Annotated in this window: 10 protein-coding genes; 8 read left to right on the forward strand and 2 right to left on the reverse strand. The window is 71.4% G+C overall.

Annotated features, from left to right (window positions below; genetic code table 11):
- Nucleotides 1-119: 119 nt before the first annotated feature.
- Together CCN51_RS06780 and CCN51_RS06785 are read left to right on the forward strand one after the other, a co-directional pair.
- Entirely contained in the window at nt 120-6917 is a 6798-nt protein-coding gene (locus CCN51_RS06780; protein WP_014173308.1) for a type I polyketide synthase, read from the forward strand.
- Nucleotides 6910-12771: a type I polyketide synthase gene (locus CCN51_RS06785; protein WP_014173307.1), complete on the forward strand. Its 5862-nt coding sequence runs from the start codon at nt 6910-6912 to the stop codon at nt 12769-12771. Before CCN51_RS06780 ends, CCN51_RS06785 begins: the two co-directional genes overlap by 8 nt.
- Nucleotides 12772-12786: 15 nt before the next feature.
- Here CCN51_RS06785 and CCN51_RS06790 read toward each other — a convergent pair whose 3' ends face one another.
- The gene (locus CCN51_RS06790; protein ID WP_043486062.1) at nt 12787-13989 is read right to left on the reverse strand and encodes a cytochrome P450; all 1203 of its coding nucleotides are present in this window, start codon (nt 13987-13989) and stop codon (nt 12787-12789) included.
- A 151-nt stretch (nt 13990-14140) separates the two neighbouring features.
- Between CCN51_RS06790 and CCN51_RS06795 the strand changes: the two genes are divergently transcribed.
- On the forward strand, nt 14141-15019 hold the full coding sequence (locus CCN51_RS06795) for a LysR family transcriptional regulator (RefSeq protein ID WP_043486060.1): 879 nt from the start codon (nt 14141-14143) through the stop codon (nt 15017-15019).
- Nucleotides 15020-15037: 18 nt separating this feature from the next.
- On the opposite strand, the gene CCN51_RS06800 is transcribed toward CCN51_RS06795, so the two are convergent.
- Entirely contained in the window at nt 15038-15937 is a 900-nt protein-coding gene (locus CCN51_RS06800; protein ID WP_014173304.1) for a LysR family transcriptional regulator, read from the reverse strand.
- Between the two features lie 151 nt (nt 15938-16088).
- Between CCN51_RS06800 and CCN51_RS06805 the strand changes: the two genes are divergently transcribed.
- From CCN51_RS06805 to CCN51_RS06825, 5 genes are all read left to right on the forward strand, one after another.
- Nucleotides 16089-16766, forward strand: a complete 678-nt coding sequence (locus CCN51_RS06805) for a type 1 glutamine amidotransferase domain-containing protein (protein ID WP_014173303.1) — start codon at nt 16089-16091, stop codon at nt 16764-16766.
- Between the two features lie 265 nt (nt 16767-17031).
- The gene (nhaA, locus tag CCN51_RS06810; protein ID WP_014173301.1) at nt 17032-18912 is read left to right on the forward strand and encodes a Na+/H+ antiporter NhaA; all 1881 of its coding nucleotides are present in this window, start codon (nt 17032-17034) and stop codon (nt 18910-18912) included.
- A 157-nt stretch (nt 18913-19069) separates the two neighbouring features.
- Nucleotides 19070-20059 (forward strand): hydroxyacid dehydrogenase, encoded by a 990-nt coding sequence (locus CCN51_RS06815; protein WP_014173300.1) that lies wholly within the window; start codon nt 19070-19072, stop codon nt 20057-20059.
- A 52-nt stretch (nt 20060-20111) separates the two neighbouring features.
- Nucleotides 20112-21242: a mandelate racemase/muconate lactonizing enzyme family protein gene (locus tag CCN51_RS06820; protein WP_014173299.1), complete on the forward strand. Its 1131-nt coding sequence runs from the start codon at nt 20112-20114 to the stop codon at nt 21240-21242.
- Nucleotides 21243-21315: 73 nt separating this feature from the next.
- Nucleotides 21316-22233, forward strand: a 918-nt coding sequence (locus CCN51_RS06825) for an ABC transporter substrate-binding protein (RefSeq protein WP_086859362.1), incomplete at its 3' end; no start/stop codon positions are given.

The following is a 22233-nucleotide window of genomic DNA, read 5'->3' on the forward strand; positions in this document are numbered from 1 at the left end:
GCCTGTGTATTCGGCGCTATTCCCGCCGGCGATACGTGTACGGCCCGTGTTCGGCACGATTCCGCCCGACGTGAGACGGCGAACCCGACGGTGAGACGGTGAACAGGACAGGTGGTTCCATGCAGCCCGGAAGTACCGCTCGCCTGACGCCAGTCGCGGTCATCGGCCTGTCCCCCTGTTTCCCGGGGGTCGCGCCGACCGAGGCGGCGCTGCGGGCGCTGGACAACGCCGGCATCGTCCCGGAACGGCTCCGGGAGGCGGTGGCCGGAGTGTTCGCCACCGAGCAGACCGAGCTGATCGCCGCCGAACTGGGCGTGAACGGGCCCGCGTTGACGTGTGACACCCTCCCCGCCGGTGTGGTCCACCTGGCCTGCCAGAGCATCCACACGGGCGAGTCCGCGCTCGCGCTCGCCGGGGTCGCCTCACCGGATGGCGGCAGCGGATTCCTCGTACTCAAGCCGGTTCCGGCAGCGGTGGCCGAAGACGACCCGATCCACTGTGTGATCGAGGGCAGCGCGCTGGGCCGCGGTGACGTCGTACGGCAGGCCTGTGCGCGCGCCGAGGTGGAGCGCGACGGGATCCACTTCTGGTGGCGGGGCGACTACCGGACGGGCGACTACCACGCGGGCGAGGCCGTGGCGGACGGCCTGTCCGGCGGTGGCGGCGAGCCGGGCGGCCGGGGCGAGGACGCGGTGGCGGCGCTGCTGGAGATGCCTGTGCTGCTGGGCCGCGGCCGGGTTCCGGTCCCAGACGCCCGGCCCGACCCCGAGGGCCGTCTCACCGCGGTCCACAGTTCCTCCGACGGCGCGGGAGTGGCCTGCGCGTTGGTGCTGTCGGAACCGCCCGCGCGCCCGTCGCCGTCGCCGTCGGCGCGGACCGCGGTCCCGGCGCTGCCGTTGCTGCTGTCGGCGGACAGCGAAGAAACGCTGTGCGGCAAGGCGGAGAGCCTGCGCGCCCATCTGACCGAACCGGAGAGCCCGGATCTGCTCGATGCCGCGCACACCCTGGCGGTCGCCAGGCCGCATCTGCCGTATCGCGCGGTGGTCCTCGGCGCCGACCGCGCCGAACTCGCCGACGGGCTCGGCGAACTCGCCCTGGGGCGAGGCGGCGCGGGGAAGGCCGACGGCGGGCGCAAGGTGGCCTTCCTTTTTCCCGGCGAGGGCGGGCAGCGGCCGGGCATGGGGCGCGAGCTGTATCCGCTGTTCGACGTGTTCGCCGACGCGCTCGACGAGGTGTGCGCCCACATGGACGCGGTCGCCACCTGGTCGGTGCGTGATCTGCTGCTCGGTACGGGCAACGCCACCGAGGTCGCCCCGGCCGACGAGGCCCTGTACACCCAGGACGCGCTGTTCGCCCTTCAGGTCGCGCTGTTCCGGCAGTTCGAGGACTGGGGCGTACGCCCGGACTTCGTGGCCGGGCACTCGGTCGGGGAACTGGCCGCGGCGACGGCGGCCGGGGTGTTCTCCCTGCCCGACGTATGCGCGCTGCTCGCCGAGCGGATCCGGCTGTTCCGGGAGAGGACACCGGTCGGCGGCGCGATGGTCGCCATACGGATCTCCGAGGCCGAGGCCCTGGACTCGCTGGCCGGGCTGGAGCATCTGGCCGGCATCTCCGCTGTGAACGCCCCGAACTCCGTCGTCGTCTCCGGCGACCGCGAAACCGTGCTGCGGATCGCCGGACGGTGGTCCGAGCGGGGACGCAAGGTCAAACAGCTGCCGGTCGACCGGGCTTTCCACTCACCGCATATGGCCGCGATGGCCGACGGCTTCGAGCAATTCGTCCGCGGCCTCGCCCCGCGACCGCCGCGCATTCCGATTGTTCCGGTGCACAACGCGCTGGGATCAGACCCCGGTGTCGTCCACCTGCCCGAATATTGGGGGGCGCAGGTGCGCGGCACCGGGCATTTTCTCCACTGCGTGACCAGCCTCGACGCGGCCGGCGTGGACACCTATGTGGACATGAGCGCGAACGGAGTGCTGGCGGCGCTGGTCGAGGAGACCCTGCCCGAGCCCGCCGCCGCGAATGCGCATATCACCGCCGCGCTGCACGGCGGCGGGTCCGATCTGCGCGCCGTGCTCGGCACACTGGGCGGACTGCACACCCACGGTGTTCCGGTGGACTGGCCCGCCGTCTTCCGCGGCTGGGGTGGCCGGCGTATCCATCTGCCGACCGGCGTGGCACGGCCCTCCCGTACCGCATCCGCCGTATCCCGGTCGACGGATCTGCGGCGGGTGATCAGGACCGAGACCGAGGCGATGATCGAGGGCGGTTACGGGCCGGACCGGTCGTTCCTCGAACTCGGGCTCGACTCCCTCGCCGCCGTCCAGCTGGTGAACCGGCTGCGGAAGCGGACCGGGCTCAAGATCGCCACAGCCGCGCTCTTCGATCACCCGACCCCGAACCAGCTGGCCGCACATCTGGAGAACCGCACACCCCGGCCGGTGGCCGCCCGCCCCCGCCGGACCGGCCCGGACGAGCCGATCGCCATCACCGCGATGAGCTGCCGGTTCCCGGCAGGGGTGCGCTCGCCGGAGGACCTGTGGCGGTTGCTCGCCGAAGGCCGTGAGGTCATATCGCCGATGCCGGAGGACCGCGGCTGGGACCTGGCCGGGCTGTACGACCCGGAGCGCGAACGCCCGGGTACGAGCTATGTGCGCCACGGCGGATTTCTCCACGACGCCGCCGAGTTCGACCCCGCGTTCTTCGGCATCGGCGGACACGAAGCACTGGAGATGGACCCGCAGCAGCGGCTGCTGCTCGAACTGACCTGGGAAGCGTGTGAACGGGCCGGTATCGACCCGGCCACCCTCCGCGGCAGCGACACCGGGGTCTACGCCGGGCTGTCACACGGCCACTACGGCACCGGCCCCGGGTACGCGGACATCTGCCTGCGACCGCATCTGGCGATCGGCACCGGGGCCAGCACGGCATCCGGCCGGATCTCGTACACCTTCGGGCTGAACGGGCCCAATCTCGCCATCGACACGGCGTGTTCGTCATCGCTGGTCGGGCTCCATCTCGCCGCCGCCGCGCTGCGCCGTGGCGAGTGTTCGCTGGCGCTGGCGGGCGCGGTGACCGTGCTGTCGTCGCCCATGGTGTTCGTCGAGTTCAGCCGCCAGGGCGGGCTCGCACCCGACGCGCGGGCGAAACCCTTCGCCGAGGGCGCCGACGGCACTGCCTGGGCCGAGGGCGGTGGCATGTTCGTCCTGGAGCGGTACTCCGACGCACGCCGCAACGGCCATCCGGTGCTCGCCCTGATCGCGGGCTCGGCGGTCAACTCCGACGGCGCGAGCAACGGGTTCACCGCGCCCAACGGCGCCGCCCAGCACCGGCTGCTGCTCTCCGCGCTCGCCGACGCCCGGCTGCGACCGTCCGACGTGGACGTCGTGGAGGCGCACGGCACCGGGACGATGCTCGGCGACCCGATCGAAGCCGGTGCCCTCCTGGAGGCCTACGGCGCGCACCGGCCGCCGGACCGCCCGCTGCTGGTGGGCTCGCTCAAGTCCAACCTGGGCCACACCCAGGCCGCGGCCGGCGCGGCAGGGGTGATGAAGATGGTGCTCGCCATGCGGCACGGGCTTGTCCCGGCGACCCTGAACGTCGACCGGCCCAGCCCGCATGTGGACTGGGACGCCGGGCTGCAGCTGGTGACCGAGGACACGCCCTGGCCCGACCAGGGCCCGCTCCGGCGGGCGGGCGTGTCGTCGTTCGGGATCGGCGGGACCAACGCCCACGTCATCCTTCAGCAGCCGCCCGCCGAACCACCGGCTCCGGCGGAGCCCGTACGGAGCGTCCCGCCCCTGTGGACCGTCTCCGGCGGCTCACAGGCCGCCCTGCGCGCCCAGGCCGGACAACTCGCCGCGCACTGGGACGCCCATCCCGATCTCGACGCGCGCGACATCGGCTTCTCGCTGGCCACGACGCGCTCGGCCCTGACCCACCGAGCCGTCCTCACCGGCGGCGACCGCGCCGGGCTGCGGCGCTCGCTGACCGCGCTGGCGGCGGACCGGCCCGACCCCGACCTTACGGTCGGCGCGGTGGCGGAAGGCGGCCTGGCCTTTCTGCTGACCGGTCAGGGCAGCCAGCGGGCGGGCATGGGACACGGGCTGTACACGGCGTACCCGGTCTTCGCCGAGGCCTTCGACGAGGTGTGCACCGGGCTGGGCCTGCCGGTGAAGGAGACGGTGTTCGGCACGGACCAGAAACAACTGGACCGGACCGAGTACGCGCAGACCGGGCTGTTCGCCTTCCAGGTGGCGCTGTTCCGGCTGCTCGAAAGCTGGGGCATCCGGCCTGACCTGCTGCTGGGACACTCCCTCGGCGGGCTGACCGCCGCCCATCTGGCCGGGGTCCTGTCCCTGCCGGACGCATGCGCACTTGTCGCGGCGCGTGGCTCGCTCATGCAGGCGCTGCCCGAAGAAGGGGCGATGTACGCGGTGGCGGCCGGGCGGGACGAGGTCGAGGAACTGCCGCCGGGCGTGTCGTTGGCGGCGGTGAACGGCCACGGGTCGGTGGTGATCTCCGGTGTCGAGGAGGCGGTCGTCGCGCTCGCGGAGCGGTTCCGCGCCCAGGGACGCAGGACCGCGCGCCTGCGGGTCAGCCACGCGTTCCACTCCGCCTTGATGGATCCCATGCTCGACGCGTTCCACACGGTCGCCCGAAGCCTGACGTACCATCCGCCGGAGATCCCCGTCGTCTCCGATCTGCCCGGGCGGCTCGCCACGGCCGACGAGCTGTGTTCCCCCGAGTACTGGGTCCGCCATGTGCGCGGCACGGTCCGCTTCCACGACGGGATGCGGACCCTGCACGACGAGGGCGTCACCACCTTTCTGGAGCTGGGACCGGACACCACGCTCACCGAGATGGCCGCCGACTGCCTCACGGAAACCGCCGAGGCGGCGGTGGTCCCCGCCCTGCGCCAGGACGATGTGCTCGGCGCGATCGCGGCGTTGCAGGTACGTGGCCACGGGCCCGACTGGTCGCGGTGGTACGCCGGAAGCGGGGCCCGGCGCGTGGACCTGCCCACGTACGCCTTCCAGCGCAAGCGGTTCTGGCTGCTGCCCGACGCGGCCGCGGGCCGCCCCCAGCAGACGGACCGGGAAGCCGCGATGGACCGGCTGCGGTACCGGATCGGCTGGCAGCCCACGGCGGACCGGACCGCCTCCCCGCGCAACTGGCTGATCGTCCACTCCGACACCCTCCCCGTGCCGCAACCCCTCGGCGCCACGCTCGGCTCCCGGGCACTGCCGCTCGCCATCGACGCGGACCGCACGAAGATCGCCGAGCGCCTTGTGACCGCGTCGAACGGCGAACCGATCGACGGGGTGCTGTCCCTGCTGGCGCTGGAGGAGCGGACACATCCGGGCACACCCGGCGTACCCGGAGGGCTCGTGCTGACCACGGCGCTCATCCAGGCCATGGGCGACGCCGGCCTCGAAGCGCCCCTGTGGTGCGCGACGCAGGGCGCGGTGTCCACGGGCCACGGCGACCGGCTCGGCAGCCCGGCGCAGGCCATGGTGTGGGGACTGGGCCGGGTCGCGGCGCTCGAACACCCCGGACGGTGGGGCGGACTGGTCGACCTCCCCGCCACCCTCGACGCACCAGCGGCCGAACGGCTGGCCGGGATACTTTCCTCGGCCGAAGACCAGGCCGCCATCCGCGCCACAGGAGTGTTCGTCCGGCGTCTGCTGCGCGCACCGCTGCCCACCGATCCCCGGCGCGAGTGGCCCGTACGCGGAACCACCCTCATCACTGGAGCGTTCGGCGCACTGGGCAGACGCGTCGCGAAGTGGCTGGCCGCCGAGGGCGCCGAACGGCTGCTCCTGACGGGCCGGCACGCCGACGACCCCGAACTGGTCGCCGAGCTGACCGCGCTCGGCGCCGAGGTGGACACCGCCGCCTGCGACGTGGGCGACCGGGAAGCGGTGGCGGCCCTGCTCGCGCGCATCCCCGAGGACCGCCCGCTGACCGCGGTGGCGCACGCCGCCGGGGTGCTCGACGACGGCGTGATCGAAGCGCTGGACCCCCAGCGGCTCGCACGCGCCCTGCACGCCAAGGCCACCGGCGCCAAGAACCTCCACGAGCTCACGGGGGAGCTACGGGCGTTCATGCTGTTCTCCTCCGCCACCGGCGCGGTCGGCAACGCCGGCCAGGCCAACTACGCGGCGGCCAACACCTACCTCGACGCGCTCGCCGAACAGCGCCGCGCCGACGGACTCGCGGCCACGTCGATGGCCTGGGGGCCGTGGGGGGCCGGTGGCATGGCGGTGGACGGCACGGACGCACAGATCGTGGGCACGCGGCTGCGCCGTAACGGCATGACGGTGCTCGACCCGGACCTGGCGATCGCCGTACTGGCCCGGGCCTACGCACACGACGAATCCGGGCTCGTGATCGCGGACATCGACTGGACGCGATTCCTCTCGGCGCTCGCCACCACCCGCAACAGCCCGCTGTTCACGGACCTGCCCGAGGCCCAGCAGAGCAAGGCAGCCGCGCCACCCTCGGAGATCTCCGCGCTCGTACAGCGGCTCGCCGGGATGTCGCGGGCCGAGTGCGTCCGTACGCTGCGCGATCTGGTGTGCGAGAACACCGCGCAGCTGCTCGGGCACGACTCGGCCACGCAGATCCAGACCGCGAAACCCTTCCATGAGCAAGGGCTCAGCTCGCTGGGCATCGTCGAACTGCGCAACCAGCTCAGCGCGCAGACCGGGCTGCGGATGCCCGCCAGTGTGCTGTTCGACCATCCCACCCCCTCCGCGCTGGCCGGCCACCTCGCCACGGAGCTCGCCCCGGACACCGCTCCACCCGACCGCACACCACCGGAGGCGGAGCCCGGGACGACCGATCTCGAGGCCATCCTGAGCCTCGCCGAACAGGAACTCTCCCGGGCCGGGGAGGACCGCCACGATGGCTGACGACAGGCTCCTCGACACCGTGCAGCGCCTGACCATTGCGCTGCGGGACACCCGGGAACGGCTGCGCGTGGCCGAGGCCGGCGCGCGCGAGCCGATCGCCATCGTGGGGGCGGGCTGCCGGTTCCCCGGCGGAGTGAGCGACCCGGAAGGGCTGTGGCGGCTGGTCGGCGAGGGCCGGGACGCCGTCACGCCTTTTCCCACCGACCGCGGCTGGCCGGACGAGTTCACCGGCGCGGGGGCGTTTCTGACCGACCCGGCCTGGTTCGACGCGGGCTTCTTCGGCATCGGCCCCCGCGAGGCCCTGTCGATGGACCCGCAACAGCGGCTGATGCTGGAAATTTCCTGGGAAGCGGTGGAACGGGCCGGAATCGACCCGCTGTCCCTGCGCGGCTCCCGGACCGGGGTGTTCACCGGCACCAACGACCAGGACTACCGCGGCCTGCTGGGCAAGGTCAGCAACCACCACGAACACGCCGACCACCTGGCCACCGGCACCGCGGCCAGCGTGCTGTCCGGGCGAGTCGCCTACTTCCTCGGGCTGGAGGGCCCGTCGGCCACGATCGACACCGCGTGCTCGTCCTCGCTGGTGGCGTTGCATCTGGCCGTCCGGTCGCTGCGCTCGGGGGAATGCGATCTCGCACTGGCCGGCGGTGTCGTCGTGCTGTCCACGCCCGGACTGTTCACCGCCTTCCGCCGCCAGGGCGCGCTCGCCGCGGACGGCCGCTGCAAGGCGTTCGCCGAGGCGGCGGACGGTGTGGGCTGGGGCGAGGGCGCCGGGGTCGTGCTCGTCGAGCGGCTGACCGACGCCCTCGCCCACGGACACCCGGTGCTGGCCGTGGTGCGGGGCACCGCGATCAACTCCGACGGCGCCTCCAACGGGCTGACCGCGCCGAACGGGCTCGCACAGCAGCGGGTCATCCGCGACGCGCTGGCCGACGCCGGGCTCCGAGGCCGGGACGTGGACGCCGTCGAGGCGCATGGCACGGGGACCCGGCTCGGCGATCCGATCGAGGCGTCGGCGTTGCAGGCGGCGTACGGTGGCGGCCGCGAAACCCCGTTGGCGATCGGGTCGGTGAAGTCGAACATCGGGCACACCCAAGCCGCCGCCGGTATCGCCGGGGTGCTGAAGACCGTACTGGCGCTGCGAAACCGGACCATGCCGCAGACGCTGCATGTGGACACCCCGTCGTCGCAGGTGGACTGGGACCCCGGCGCGGTGGAACTGCTCACCGAAAGCCGCCGCTGGCCGGCCGGCCCGGGCCGCCCCCGGTGCGCGGGAGTGTCCGCGTTCGGCATCAGCGGCACCAACGCCCATGTGATCCTCGAAGAAGCGCCACCCGCCGAAGCGCCACCGGCCACCGAAGCGCGGCCGCTGCCATGGGTGCTCTCGGCACGCAGCGACTCCGCGCTCCGTGCCAGGGCGGGACAGCTGCTCTCGCATGTCGACGGCAGGGACGCGGCAGGCGTCGCCTACGCGCTGGTCACCTCCCGCAGCACATTCGAGCGCCGTGCCGTGGTGCTCGATACGGATCCCCGGACCGGCCTGACCGCGTTGAGCCGCGGCGGCACCGCACCGGGCCTGATCAGCGGCACCGCCGATCTGACAGGCAAGGTGGTGTTCGTCTTCCCCGGCCAGGGCGGTCAGTGGGCGGGAATGGCCGGCGACCTGCTGGAGACATCGCCGGTGTTCCGGGAGCACATCCACGCTTGCGCCCAGGCGCTGGCGCCACATGTCGACTGGGACCTGCCGGCCGTGCTGCGGCAGCGGCCGGACGCGCCCTCGCTGGAGCGAGTGGACGTGGTGCAGCCGGCGCTGTTCGCGGTCATGGTCGCGCTCGCCGCCCTCTGGCGCTCCTGCGGTATCGAGCCGGATGCCGTGGTGGGGCACAGCCAGGGGGAGATCGCCGCCGCCCACGTGGCCGGCGCACTGTCCCTCCAGGACGCCGCGCTGGTGGTGGCCCGGCGCGCCAAGGCGCTGACCAGACTCTCCGGCAGCGGCGGCATGGCTTCGGTGGAGCTGCCGGCGGACGAACTGTGGCCCCGGCTGGAGGAGAGGCTGTGCATCGCGACGGTCAACGGGCCCAGGGCGACGGTGATCGCCGGAGACACCGACGCGCTCGACGTACTGCTGGCGGACTTGGCCGAGTCCGGCATACGGGTACGGAAGCTGCCGGTGGACTACGCATCCCATTCGCCCGAGATGGAACTCGTCCGCGACCGCGTCCTCACCGAGCTGGCGCCGATCTCGCCGAAGGCCACGGACATCCCTTTCCACTCGGCGGTGACCGGTGCCCTACTCGCCGGGACGGAGCTCGACGCCGGGTACTGGTACCGGAACCTGCGCCTTCCGGTGCGGTTCGACCAGGCCATCGCCGGGCTCGCGGCGCCGGAACACTCGTTCTTCGTGGAGATCGGCCCGCACCCCGTGCTGGGCCCGGCGGTCCTGGAGGCCGTCGGCGACAAGGCCGTGGTTGTCGGATCGCTGCGCCGCGGGGAAGACGGCCGCAGGGCGCTGCTCTCCTCCCTCGCCGAACTGTACGTCCGCGGTCTGTGCCCTGATTGGACGGCTTGGGCGGGGCCCGACACACCCGGATTCACCGAACTGCCCACCTATCCGTTCGAACGCAAGCGGTTCTGGCTGACGCCGGGTGAGTCCAGAAGCGCTGACCATCCAGTGCTGGATCCGGCGATCGAGCTGGCACAGAGCGACGAACTGGTGCTGACCGGACGTCTGTCGACGGAGTCGACCCCGTGGCTGGCCGACCACCGCGTACTGGACGAGGTGATCCTGCCCGGCACCGCCTGGCTCGAATTCGCGCTGCACGCGGGCGCCGCGGCGAACTGCGCCACGGTCGAGGAACTGACCCTGGCGGTGCCGCTGGTCCTGCCGGACGAGGGGGCCGCCACGGTGCAGCTGCGAGTCGGCGCACCGGATGACACCGGGCGCCGCCGACTGGACCTCCATGCGAAAGTGGACGGCGCGGGCTGGGTGCGGCACGGCGAAGGCGTGCTGAACCCGGCACCCACCGAGCCCGAGACGCTGGAGAAGTGGCCGCCCGCCGGTGCGGAAGTGGTCCCGCACACCGGGCTCTACCCCGCGCTGATCGGCCACGGGCTGGGCTACGGCCCCACGTTCCAGGGGCTGCGCACCGTATGGCTCCGCGGCGACGAGGTCTTCTGCGAGGTGGCCTGCCCGGTGGACACCCACGGCTTCGTGGTCCATCCGGCACTGCTCGACTCCGCCCTGCACGCCCTCGGCTTCAGCACCCCGGCGGGTGGCGAGGCCGGGGAGAGCAACGGACCGGTGCTGCCGTTCACCTGGACCGGTGTCACCGCGCATACGGCTGGGCCCTCGGCGCTACGGGTGCGGCTGCGCGGATCCGTTGACGACGGAGTGCGGCTGACCGTGACCGACAGCGAGGGCGCGCCGGTGCTGTCGGTGGACTCGCTGGTGTTGCGCCCGGCGGCCGTACGCAGCGGCGCTCCGCGGGACGCGCTGTTCCGGAACAGATGGGTCGAGGTGCGCCCTTCGGGCGGGCTCGCGGCGGAAACCATGGTGGCCGTGGGCTTCGAGACCGGCCACTTCCCGGTTTTCCCCGATCTCGCGGCGCTGGAGGAGGCGGTCCGCGCGGGTCTGCCGGTGCCGGGCGCGGTGCTCGTCGACGGCTCCCACGGCTCGGTCCGCGCATCCGCACACCGCGCACTGAGCCTGGTCCAATGGTGGTGTGCGCGCACGGAGTTCGCCGCGTCCCGGCTGGTGTTCCTCACCTCGGGCGCGGTGGCGGCCAGGACCGGCGACGACGTTCCCGACCTGGCGGGCGCGGCCGTCATCGGGCTGGTGCGGTCGGCGCAGACCGAGGAACCCGGCCGTTTCGTCCTGCTGGACGCCGACGAGATCACCCCGCAGACGATCACCGCCGCCCTGGCCGCCGATGAACCGGAGGTCGCGCTGCGGGGCGGACAGGTGCTGGCGCGCCGCCTGGTGCGGGTCGTCCCCCGGGCCCCCGGAACGTTCGCCGGGCCCGAGGACACCGTCCTGATCACCGGCGGCACCGGCACCCTCGGCCGGCTGCTGGCCCGCCACCTGGTCACCGCGCACGGGGTGCGGCGGCTGGTCCTGGTCGGCCGCCGGGGCCAGGCCCCCGGGCTGCGGGACGAACTCGGCGCGCTGGGCGCCACCGTCACCGTGGCCGCCTGCGACGTAGCGGACCGGACACAACTGGCCCAATTGCTCGGCGCACACCGGCCGACGGTCGTCGTCCACGCGGCCGGGGTGCTCGACGACGGCGTGGTGACGGCCATGAACGAGGACCGCGTGGACGCCGTCCTGCGGCCGAAGGCCGAGGCCGCGCTCGCCCTGCACGAGCTGACCCAGGACCTGCCACTGACGTCGTTCGTGCTGTTCTCGTCGGCCGCCGCCACCGCGGGCAGCGCGGGCCAGTCCAACTACGCCGCCGCCAACGCCGTACTCGACGCGCTGGCCCACCACCGGCGCGCGCGAGGGCTGCCCGCGGTCTCGCTCGCCTGGGGCCTGTGGCGGGAACGCAGCGATATGACCCGCCATCTCGACTCGACCGCCACCCCACCGTCCACCGCCGACTCGCTGTCCACCAACGAGGCGCTGGCGCTCTTCGACGCCGCGGCCGCGCTCCCCGACCCGGTGCTCGTGCCCGCCCGGCTCGATCTGCGCGGCCGTCAGGTCAGGCCCCTGCTGCGGGAGCTGGTGAACCGGCCGGAGATCCCGGAGGACAATCCGCGTCAGCTGCTCGACCTCCTGGACGAACCGGAGCGCGAACGGGCGCTGCTCGCCCTGGTGCTGGACAAGGTCGCGCTCGTCCTCGGACACGACGGCACGGACGAGCTCAGACCGCACGCCGGATTTCTGGAGATGGGCGTGGACTCACTGGCCGCGGTCCACATCCGCAACCACCTCAGCCAGGCCCTGGACGTACGGCTGCGGGCGACCGTCACCTTCGACCATCCGACCCCGCCGGCGCTGGTCCGGCATCTGACGGAGGCGCTGGCCCGGCCGGAGGGCGAACCGGCCCCCGAGGAGCACGGCGAGACCGTCGACGAGCTGATCGCCCGGACCAGGGCCACCGCCTGGGCGCAGACGCGCACCTACTTCACCTCGCCGGCCGAGCTGCCGCGGATCCCGCGGCCGACCCGGCTGGCCGGCGGCCCGGAAGGTCCGGCGCTGGTGTGTGTCACCTCGGCCGTCGGCACCTCGGACCCGGTGCAGTACGCGCGCCTGGCGAAGCCGTTCCAGGGCGAGCGGGACGTCTGGGCACTGCGGCAACCGGGATTCCACCGCGGCGACCAGCTCCCCAAGACCCCGGAACTGCTGCTCGAGACGCACGCCGCCAGTCTGCGCGCGGAGCTGGGGGAGCGGCCCTTCGTACTCGCCGGCCTGTCCTCCGGCGGCCTGATCGCCCATATGCTCGCCCGGTACCTCTACGACCAGGGCGCCCCGCCCGCCGGTGTCATCCTGCTGGACAGCTACGCCCCCGGCGAGGACGAACGGCTCGCCCTGCTGGCCCCCGGTCTGCGGGGGGAACTCCAGCACCGGGCCGACGACCCGGACTCCGCGGTGCCCAGCGACGACAGCTGGGTCACCGCCATGCTGCACTACGAGACATTCGACTGGCCGTTCACCGAGCTGCCGGCCCCGGTGCTGTTCGTACGCGCGGGGGAACCCCTGGAGAGCTGGCCGGCGGACTGGGACTGGCAACCCGTCTGGCCGTACGACCACACCGCCGTCATCACCCGCGGCAACCACTTCACCATGCTGGAGGAACACGCCCCGCATACGGCCGCCCTGATGCGCGACTGGATGCGGGCCACCTTCGACTGAGCCCGAGGAGCCGGGTCAGCGCACCAGTTGGAGCGGCAGCTCCTGCAGACCGCGGAAGCTGACGTTCGGTCGCCAGACCAGGTCGTCGCCGGTGAGCTCGATCGTGGAATACCGCCGCAGCAACTCCGTCAGCATCATCGAGGTCTCCAGCTTCCCCAGCGCGGCACCGATGCAGTAGTGGGGCCCACCGCTGAAGGCCAGCGTTTTCACCCCGGTGCGGGTCAGGTCGAGGCGGTCGGGATCGGGATAGCGCTCCGGGTCGCGACCGGCCGCCCCGAAAAGCAGCATCACCTTGGCGCCCGCGGGGAGGGTGACGTCCGTCAAGGGGACGTCTTCGGTCAGGAGCCTGGAGACGATCTGCACGGGAGGGTCGTATCGAGTGATCTCATCGATGGAGTCGGTGATGATTTCCGGGTTGTCGCGCAGCATCCGCAACTGGTCGGGATGGCGGAGCAGCGCCAGGAGGCCGTTTCCGATCAGATTGACGGTGGTCTCGTGGCCTGCGACGAACAAGAACTGAACATTGGCGATGATCTCCTCCTCGGTCAGCTGCCCGCCATCGACCTCGGCGTGCAGAAGGAGGGAGAGAATATCGTCTCGCGGCGCCGACCTGCGCTCTTTGAGATGGTCGGCGACGTACTCCCGAAATTCCACCTCCGCCGCGTTCATCTCGACCGCGTCCTCGGCGGTTATCGAGGGGTCGATCACCCGGCTGATTTGTTCCGTCCAACGGCGGCACTGGTCTCGATCGCTCCCGGGTAAACCGAGAAGTTCGCAGGTCACAGTCACCGGAAGGGGCAGGGCGAGGCTGTGGATGAGGTCCGTCTTGCCTTCGCCCGCGGCGTCGAGCAGCCGGGCGGTCTCGGCGGCTATGCGTGGCCTCAGCCGTTCCACGGAGGCCCGGGTGAAAACCTTGCTGATCGCGCCGCGGATCCGTCGATGAGCCGGGCCGTCGAGCATGAGCATCCATTTTCGTACGCTCTGCACGAGAGGACTGTCCGGACCACCGCGGCGGTTGGCCCACGTCCGGTCCCGATAGAACTCGCTCGACGCTCCCGGCGCGCGCAGCACGGCATCCACATCGGCATAGCGCGAAAGAATCCAATAGCCGAAGTGTGATTGATGGATGGGGTCTGTCTCGCGCAGGCGCCGATAGATGGGATAGGGGTCGGTGCGGACCGACGGATCTCGCGGATCGAAAATTATGCTCATTTCCATGCCGCCTCTGTATGTCGCTTGATTTACCCCCTGAGACATAACACTTTCCAGAGACGCACAGCCAGGATACGGAGCCTGGACTAGGGGAAGTGCTATTCCGGCGCTAAGATGAAGCGGATCGATGAGATGCGCTTTGCGATTCGAGGAATCGATGGATGTGACACTGCGGCAACTCGATGTGTTCGTGGCGATCGTGGACCACGAGGGGTTCGGCGCGGCCGCCGCCGCGCTCGGTATGAGCCAGTCCTCGGTATCGCATTCGCTCGCCTCGCTGGAGCGCGCGGTGCAGGGCGAGCTCGTACAGCGCGCCACCCCCGTCCGGCCGTCGCCTCTGGGCGATGTGCTCCTGCCACACGCCCGCGCCACACTCGCCGCCGCCCGCGCCTTCCACGCAGCGGCGTCCGCCCACCGGAGCGCGGGCGCTGCCGGATCGATCCGGCTGGCCGTCCCTCCGACAGCCGCGCGCGGGCTGCTGCCCGGTCTGCTGCGGCTGTGGCGCGAGCAGCTTCCCCACATCGAGATCCGGATCTTCGAGGGCCTCGACGAGGAGATCGAGGAGTGGCTGGAGAGCGGTACGGTCGACGCGGCCGTGCTCATCGACCCGGATCCGCTTCCCCGTGGCGCCCTCCACCTCGCGACCGACGCCTACGAGGCCGTACTGCGCAGCGACCACCCGCTGGCGGGCGAGGAGTCCATCGCATTGGCCGACCTCCTGGACGACCCGCTGCTGGCCACCACCTCCGGCTGCGAGACCCAGGTCAAACACCTGCACTCGCTGACCGGCCATCCGTACCGGCCCACCCAGCGCATCCGCGAACTCACCACCCTGCTGTCCATGGTGGAGGCCGGGCTCGGCGTCGCGATCATCCCGTCCCTGGCCGCGAGCATGATGCCCGACACCCTCACCCTGGTCCCCCTGCTGCCCCGCCTGGAGCGCCGACTCGTCCTCACCGGCCCCACCGCCCGCCCCTGGCACCCGAACGTCACTGCCATCCGGGACCTGTGCGAGAAACACGCCGCCGACATGTGAAGCGAACGGCTCGCGACGTCACCACGAGGGCGCCTGCATGAGCAGCCGTGTGCGAATGGCGGCGATCGACGGCGCGTTCTCGGTGCCGACGCGATAGGCGAGGTGGAGCGTGTTGATGGGCGGGATCTCGGGTTCCAGGAGCGGCACCAGGGCACCCGAAGCGAGTTCCTTCGCGCACAGATAGCGCGGCAGCACCGTGATCCCCGCACCGGCGACGGTCGCGGTCAGCACACCCCGCAGATCGGGGACGACGACAGCGGGGCTGCTCGTGGGGCGGGTGCCGAACACGGTGCGCCAGTAGCGGCGGATGATGGGGCGGTCCTCCGCATAGCTGATCAGAGGCAGCTCACGCAGGGCCACCGGCCCTTCGCGCCTGAGCTGCCCACCGTCGACGAGCGCGGCCAGGCGCGGGGCGGCGACCAGGACGAACTCCTCATCCGTGAGCGGCACCGAAGCGATCGCCTTGCCGCGCGGGCGGTGGGTCGAGATGACCAGGTCGAACCGGCCGTCGGGCAGGCCGGCCAGCAGCTCGTCGGTCAGCCCCAGGGTCACCCTCAGCCGCAGTCCGTCATGGATCAGCGGCGCCAGCGCGGCCAGCACCCGTGTGCTCATGAGTTCGGCGGGGCCGGCCAGATGCATGGGCTTGGTGAACGGGGTGGTCCGGCCGGCGACGCCGCGCTCGGCGATGGTGGCGAGGGCGTCCACATGCGGACCGGCCTCGGCGGCGAGTTCATCGGCCACGGACGTCGGCACGACCCCCCGCGGCATACGCAGAAACAGCTGCTGCCCCATCTGCTCCTCCAGCGTGCGGATCTGCGCGGTGACGGTGGACTGGGACCGGCCGACCTGGCGCGCCGCCGCCGTGAGCGAACCGGACCGGTGGACGGCCAGGAAGGTCTTCAGCAGGGACAGATCCACCAGGGCTCCTCAGGTCCGGCACACCCATCGGTTTTCCGATGGGTGTGGGACGATCTTTCCATTGGTCGCCCATGGGTGCGCCGCTCTACGCTGCCCAGACGCCGAGGGGCCGGGGTACGGCCCCCCGATCGCAAGCACAGAGGAGACCGCCATGCCCGGCACCCGAAAGATCCTGCTCGCCCTGACCAGCCACCAGGAACTCGGCGAAACCGGCCGGACCACAGGCTTCTATGTAGGCGAGGCCGCGCACCCCTGGAAGGTCCTGTCCGACGCCGGTTACGAGGTCGACCTGGTCTCGGTCTCCGGGGGCCGTCCGCCGATGGACGGCCGCGACCTGTCCGATCCGATCCAGCAGGCATTCCTGGAGGATCGGCGTATCGCGGAGCAGCTGGCGGCGACGGCCCGGCCGGAGGACATCACCCCCGGCGACTACGACGCCATCGTGTACGTGGGCGGTCACGGCACCGTATGGGACTTCCCCGACAGCGCCGGCCTCGCCGGAATCGCGCGCGACATCTACGAGGCCGGAGGGGCGGTCGCCGCGGTGTGCCACGGCCCGGCGGGCCTGGTCAACCTCAAGCTGTCCAACGGGGCGTATCTGGTCGACGGCAAGAACGTCGCGGCGTTCACCAACAGCGAGGAGGCCGCGGTGGGGCTCACCGACGTGGTGCCGTTCCTGCTGCAGAGCAAGCTCGAGGAGCGCGGCGCCAAGCACACCGGCGCCCCCGACTTCGAACCGCATGTGGTCGTCGACGGCCGCCTGGTCACCGGGCAGAACCCGGCCTCGGCCACCGCACTCGGGGAAGCCCTCGTCAAGGTCCTCATCTGACGGATCCGGCCTTGTTGTCCAGTTCAGCTGCCGAGGAATGAAACAGCTGGTGGTCTCTGTTGCGGCGAGAGCCGCCGCCCCGCGAGGTGTCGGCGAAGCCCGGCGGGCACGGTCGCCGGACATGCCGGACACTTGGATTACGACGCGAGGTAGAAGTGAGCACCGTCCTGACAGAGCTGCCGAACAACCGGAAGAAGGCCCTCGACGGCCACCGCGCCGACGATATGGCCATGCCGTCCGGGCAGGGCGCGGTGCGCGGCTGATCATGTCCTCCGAGGCCAACGACTACACGGAGCAGACCGCCTGCGCAGCCGACTCGCACTCCCCGCTCCGTGACTTCCTGCGGACCGAAACCGGCAGCGCCGCCGTCCTGGTGACGGCGGCGTTCGCCGCGCTCATCTGGGCCAATCTGACGCCCTCGGCCTATGAGGCGTTCTGGCATACCCATCTGTCCCTGCGGCTCGGCTCCCATGGCATCGCGCTCAACCTGCGTGAATGGGTCAACAGCGGGTTGATGACGGTGTTCTTCTTCGTCGTCGGCCTGGAGGCACGGCGCGAGTTCGACATGGGGGAACTGCGCGAACGCAGCCGACTGGCCCTGCCGGTCGCGGCGGGCCTGTGCGGCATGCTCGTACCGGTCGCCGTCTACCTCACGATCAACGCCGGCCACGCATCCGCGCAGGGCTGGGGTGCGGCCATGTCCACCGACACCGCCTTCGCCCTGGGGATCCTCGCCGTGGTCGGCCGGCACATGCCCTCCAGTCTGCGGGTTTTCATCCTCACCATCACCGTGGTCGACGACTTCCTGGCGCTGGCCGTCATCGCCATCGCCTACAGCAGCGACCTTTCCGTCCCGGCGCTGCTGGTGGCCATGGGCACCTTCGCCGTCGTCCTGCTGGTGCGGCGGCTGGGAGTGCTCCGTGGCGCCGTCTACGCGGTGCTCGCGGTGGTGGCGTGGGTCGCCATGCTCGAATCGGGTGTGGATCCCGTGGTCATCGGGCTGGCCATGGGGCTGCTGACCTACGCCTACCCCGCGGCGCGCAGCGACCTGGAGCGCGCCACCGGGCTGTTCCGGCTGTTCCGGGAACAGCCCACACCCGAGCTCGAGCGCTCGGTCCGCGCCGGACTGGCCTCCGCGATCTCGCCCAACGACCGCCTGCAGCAGATCTTCCACCCGTGGGCCGGCTATGTCATCGTGCCCCTCTTCGCCCTGGCCAACGCCGGCATCCCGATCAGCGGCGAGCAGCTGTCACGCGCGTTCTCCTCACCGGTCACCCTCGGCATCCTGCTCGGATACACCCTCGGCAAGCCGATCGGCGTCATCGGCGCGTCGGCACTGACCACCTGGCTCAGCCGCGGCCGTATCCGGCTGCCGGTCGGGTGGGGGGCCGTGGCCGTCGGGGGCTCGCTGTCCGGAGTGGGCTTCACGGTCTCCCTGCTGATCGCCACCCTCGCCTTCCACGGCACCGGCCTCCAGGACGCCAAGATCGGCATCCTGAGCGCCGTCCTCTGCTCCTTCGTCATCAGCTGGCTGATCACCCGCGCCATCGGGGGGCTTCCGCGAGAAGCACAGCTGCGAGCGCTGCTGGGCAAGGCCGAAACGATCATCGACCTCCCCGTACCCGTGGACCCCCACCGCGACCATGTGCGCGGGCCCCGCGACGCCCCGGTGACCGTCGTCGAGTACGGCGACTACGAATGCCCCTTCTGCGGCCAGGCCGAGCCGGTCATCCGCGAGCTGCTGGGGGACTTCGGGGATGTGCGCTACGTATGGCGCCACCTCCCCCTGACGGATGTGCATGTCCACGCCCAGCTGGCCGCCGAGGCCGCCGAGGCGGCGGCCCTCCAGGGCGGCTACTGGGACATGCACGATCTGCTGCTCAGCCACCAGGGCGCCCTGCGCTTCGACGACCTGCGCGGATACGCCGCGGACATCGGTCTGGACGTGGCGCGCTTCGAGCGGGACATGCGCTCCCGGGCCGGTTCGGCCCGCGTCGCGGAGGACGTGGAGTCGGCGGATGTCGGCGGGGTGGCGGGTACCCCCACGTTCTTCGTCAATGGGCGCAGACACCAAGGGGCGTACGACATCACCGGACTGTCCGCGGCGGTGCGCGCGGCCCGTGAGCGGGCGGCCGTCAGCGCCTAGGAGCGCTGTGCGAGCCGAGGACGCCGGGCGCGGGGCTATGGCAGAGAAACGCCCATGCCGTCAAGGTATCGCGCAATGCGAAATGGGGCTTGGACGGGCATAACCGCGGGTCCCTACGGTCGTGACAGCAGTGCAGGAAGCCCCGGTCCGAGGAGCAATGGTGTCCAAACTCGCCGTCGTCATGACCCCCGAGCGCGCCGCCGACGTATGCGGCCCCGATGCCCGGCGTCTGATCGAGGAACACTTCGAGGCGACCTGGGCCGAAGGCGGGCTGGACGACCGGGAAGTGGCCCGGTTGGCCGCCGGCTGCGACGTACTGCTGACCAGTTGGGGCACCCCGCATCTGGACGCGTCGATCTGGGCCGACGGCGGCGGCCCCAAGGTGGTCGCCCACGCGGCCGGTACGGTGAAGAAGCTCATCGATCGCCAGGTGCTCGACCAGGGCGTCACCGTCTTCTCCGCCGCGGGCCGGATCGCCTGGTCGGTGGGGGAGTACTGCCTGGCCGCGATGCTCACCCTCGCCCGCCGCCTGCCGCGGTTCGACGCCGCGCTGCGCGGCGGCGGCTGGAAACAGAAGGACTTCAGGGGCGGCGAGCTCGCCGGCCGCTCCGTGGGCATCGTCGGAGCCAGTTCCACCGCACGCGCCCTGATCACCCTGCTGAAGCCGTTCGGCTGCGATGTGGTGGTGTACGACCCGTATCTGGACGAGGCGCGGGCCGCCGCGCTCGGCGTCCGCACCGCCACACTGGCGGAGACGCTTCGCTGCGCGTTCGTCTCCCTGCACGTACCCGATCTGCCGGCGACCCGGGGAATGGTGACCAGGCAGCTCATCGAGGCGATGCCCGACGGCACGATCCTGGTCAACTCCTCGCGCGGCCCCGCCGTCGACCAGCCGGCGCTCCTCGACCACGTCCTGTCCGGGCGGCTGCTCGCCGCGCTGGATGTGTACGACCCCGAGCCCCCGAGCTTCGGCGAATCCGTGCTGAGCTGCCCGAATCTGCTGCTCACCCCGCATATCGCCGGGGACACCACGGAAGGGCATCTCGCGCTGGCCGGATATGTGCTGGCCGATGTCGTGGACTGGCTCGACAAGGGCGTCCGCGGCCCGAGCTTCGTCGATCCCGCCGCCTGGCCGACCGCCGCATGACCACCTGCCGGCCCACCCCCCTCAGGTCTCCCGCGAAAGGACCCACGCTCCCATGTCGCGTATCACGGCGGTCGACGTCTTCCCCGTGGCCGTGCCGTTCGCCCGGCGGTTCGTACTCGGCAGCGGCACTGTCGGCACCCCGGACCAGGCGGGGTTGGTGATCTTCGTCAGGCTGGCCACGGAGGACGGGGTCGTCGGCTGGGGCGAACAGCGGGCCCTGCCGAGCTGGAGCTATGAGACCGCCGAGACGATCGCCGTGGTCATCAAGCGGCACCTCGCGCCCCTGCTGCTCGAACTCACCCCCTTCGACGTGGAGTTGTTTCACGCGCGAGCGAACCGTCGACTGAGTCCCGCGGTGTCCAACGGCTTTCCGTTCGCCCGGGCCGCGGTCGACATCGCCATGCACGATGCGGCGGGCAAACTGGCCGGGCTGCCGGTCCACGCCCTGCTGGGCGGCAAGGTACGGGACACCATTCCGCTCTGCTCGGCCATTGGTGTGGGGGAGCCGTCGGCGGTCCGCGAGCATGCGCGAGCGTCCGCCGACTACCTGGCGTACAAGGTGAAGATCGGCGGCGACATCGACGCCGACGCCGCGGCCGTCACGGCGGTCGCCGAGGTCGCGGCGGACAAGCCCATCTGGCTGGACGCCAACCAGTCCTATCGGCCGAGCGGGCTCAAGCGACTGCTGCACGCGCTGCACGACGTGCCGGGGATCCACTGCGTGGAGCAGCCCGTGCCGAGCACCGACACCCTCGGTCTGCAGCGGCTGCGCAGCATGATCGATCTCCCGGTCGCCATCGACGAGGGCAGCTTCACCGCCCAGGACCTGGCCCGTACCCTCCGCCTCGACGCCGCCGACCTGGTGGTCGTCAAGCTCTGCAAGTCCGGTGGCATCCGCAGCGCGCTGAAGACCGCCCAAGTCGCCCTGGCCGGCGGTCTGGAGGTGCTGGCCAGCGGGCTGACCGACTGCGGCATCGGCTTCGCGGCGGCGCTGCATCTGTTCAGCCAGCTGGAACTGGCCCTTCCGGCCGAGCTGAACGGCCCCGAGCTGCTGTCCGATCTATACGTCGACAATCTGGACATCGTCTCGGCCGTCGCGACCGTCCCCACCGCTCCCGGCCTCGGTGTCGAGGTCGACGAGGAGCGCATCCGCGCCGAGTCGACGGACCTGGCGTTCGCCTGACACCGCACGTCCTCACCGGAGCCCCCCAGCACGTCCCCACCACAGCACGTCCTTGAACAGCGAGGAGACGACGATGTCTTCCAGCCTGTCCCGCCGCACCCTGCTCAGAAGAACCGCCGCCGGAGGGCTCGCCGTCGCGGGCCTGAGCGGCTGCTCGACCGGCCCGCCACCGGGCACCGCCACCTGGTCCATGTGGTCCAACGGCCCGGAGGAGGGCAAGGTCTGGGCCGCGTTCGGCGAATACGTCGAGAAGCGGATGCACGTGAAGTCGGTCTCGACGCTCACCCCGTCGGACAGCTACGCCACCAAACTCGACCTCCAACTGGTCAGCGGAACGGCCAGTCTGGTCACCGGTATCAACGGCTGGATGGTGCCGACCTACGCGGCGCGCGGCGCGCACCGGCCGCTGGACGATCTGATCGCCGACGACCCGGACTTCGACCTCGACGACTTCTACCCCGCGATCCGGTCGATCTCATCCTTCGCCGGTAAGACGTACGGCATCGGCTTCGATGTGGCGCCCACCGTGCTCTACTACAACAAGACGCTGCTGGACAAGCACGGCATCGACCCGCCGTCCCCCACCGAGCCCATGACCTGGGAGACCCTGCGAGACCTGGCGATCGAGCTGAGCGGGCCCAAGGACAGTTACGGATTCACCTGCGGTCCGGCCATCGACGACCTGGTGTCGTGGATCTACTCGGCCGGCGGCAACGTCATCAACGACAAGGGCGACGCCAGCGCCCTGGACGCCCCCGAGGCCCGGCACGCCATCGAATTCGTCATCGATCTGTTCGTCAAGGACCGCGCGACCCCGCCGATCACCAACCTGGTCAGCGCGAAGGCCAGCGGCGCCGCCCTGTCCAACTTCCTCCAGGGCAATGTCGCCTTTATGCAGAACGGGCCATGGCAGGTGCTCAACGTCCGCAAGGCGCCCTTCGAATGGGACATCGTCCCCTTCCCCGCGGGGCCCGCGGGGAAGGGGACGATG

The organism is Streptomyces milbemycinicus (assembly GCF_002154605.1).
Taxonomy (GTDB): Bacteria; Actinomycetota; Actinomycetes; order Streptomycetales; family Streptomycetaceae; genus Streptomyces; species Streptomyces milbemycinicus.

What these genes read in the sequence shown, in the direction of transcription:
- CCN51_RS06780 (WP_014173308.1), top strand. Translation starts at nt 120, where the DNA reads ATGCAGCCCGGAAGTACCGCTCGCCTGACGCCAGTCGCGGTCATCGGC.
- CCN51_RS06815 (WP_014173300.1), top strand. Translation starts at nt 19,070, where the DNA reads ATGGTGTCCAAACTCGCCGTCGTCATGACCCCCGAGCGCGCCGCCGAC.
- CCN51_RS06795 (WP_043486060.1), top strand. Translation starts at nt 14,141, where the DNA reads ATGGATGTGACACTGCGGCAACTCGATGTGTTCGTGGCGATCGTGGAC.
- CCN51_RS06820 (WP_014173299.1), top strand. Translation starts at nt 20,112, where the DNA reads ATGTCGCGTATCACGGCGGTCGACGTCTTCCCCGTGGCCGTGCCGTTC.
- CCN51_RS06785 (WP_014173307.1), top strand. Translation starts at nt 6,910, where the DNA reads ATGGCTGACGACAGGCTCCTCGACACCGTGCAGCGCCTGACCATTGCG.
- nhaA (WP_014173301.1), top strand. Translation starts at nt 17,032, where the DNA reads ATGTCCTCCGAGGCCAACGACTACACGGAGCAGACCGCCTGCGCAGCC.
- CCN51_RS06805 (WP_014173303.1), top strand. Translation starts at nt 16,089, where the DNA reads ATGCCCGGCACCCGAAAGATCCTGCTCGCCCTGACCAGCCACCAGGAA.
- CCN51_RS06790 (WP_043486062.1), bottom strand. Translation starts at nt 13,989, where the DNA reads ATGGAAATGAGCATAATTTTCGATCCGCGAGATCCGTCGGTCCGCACC.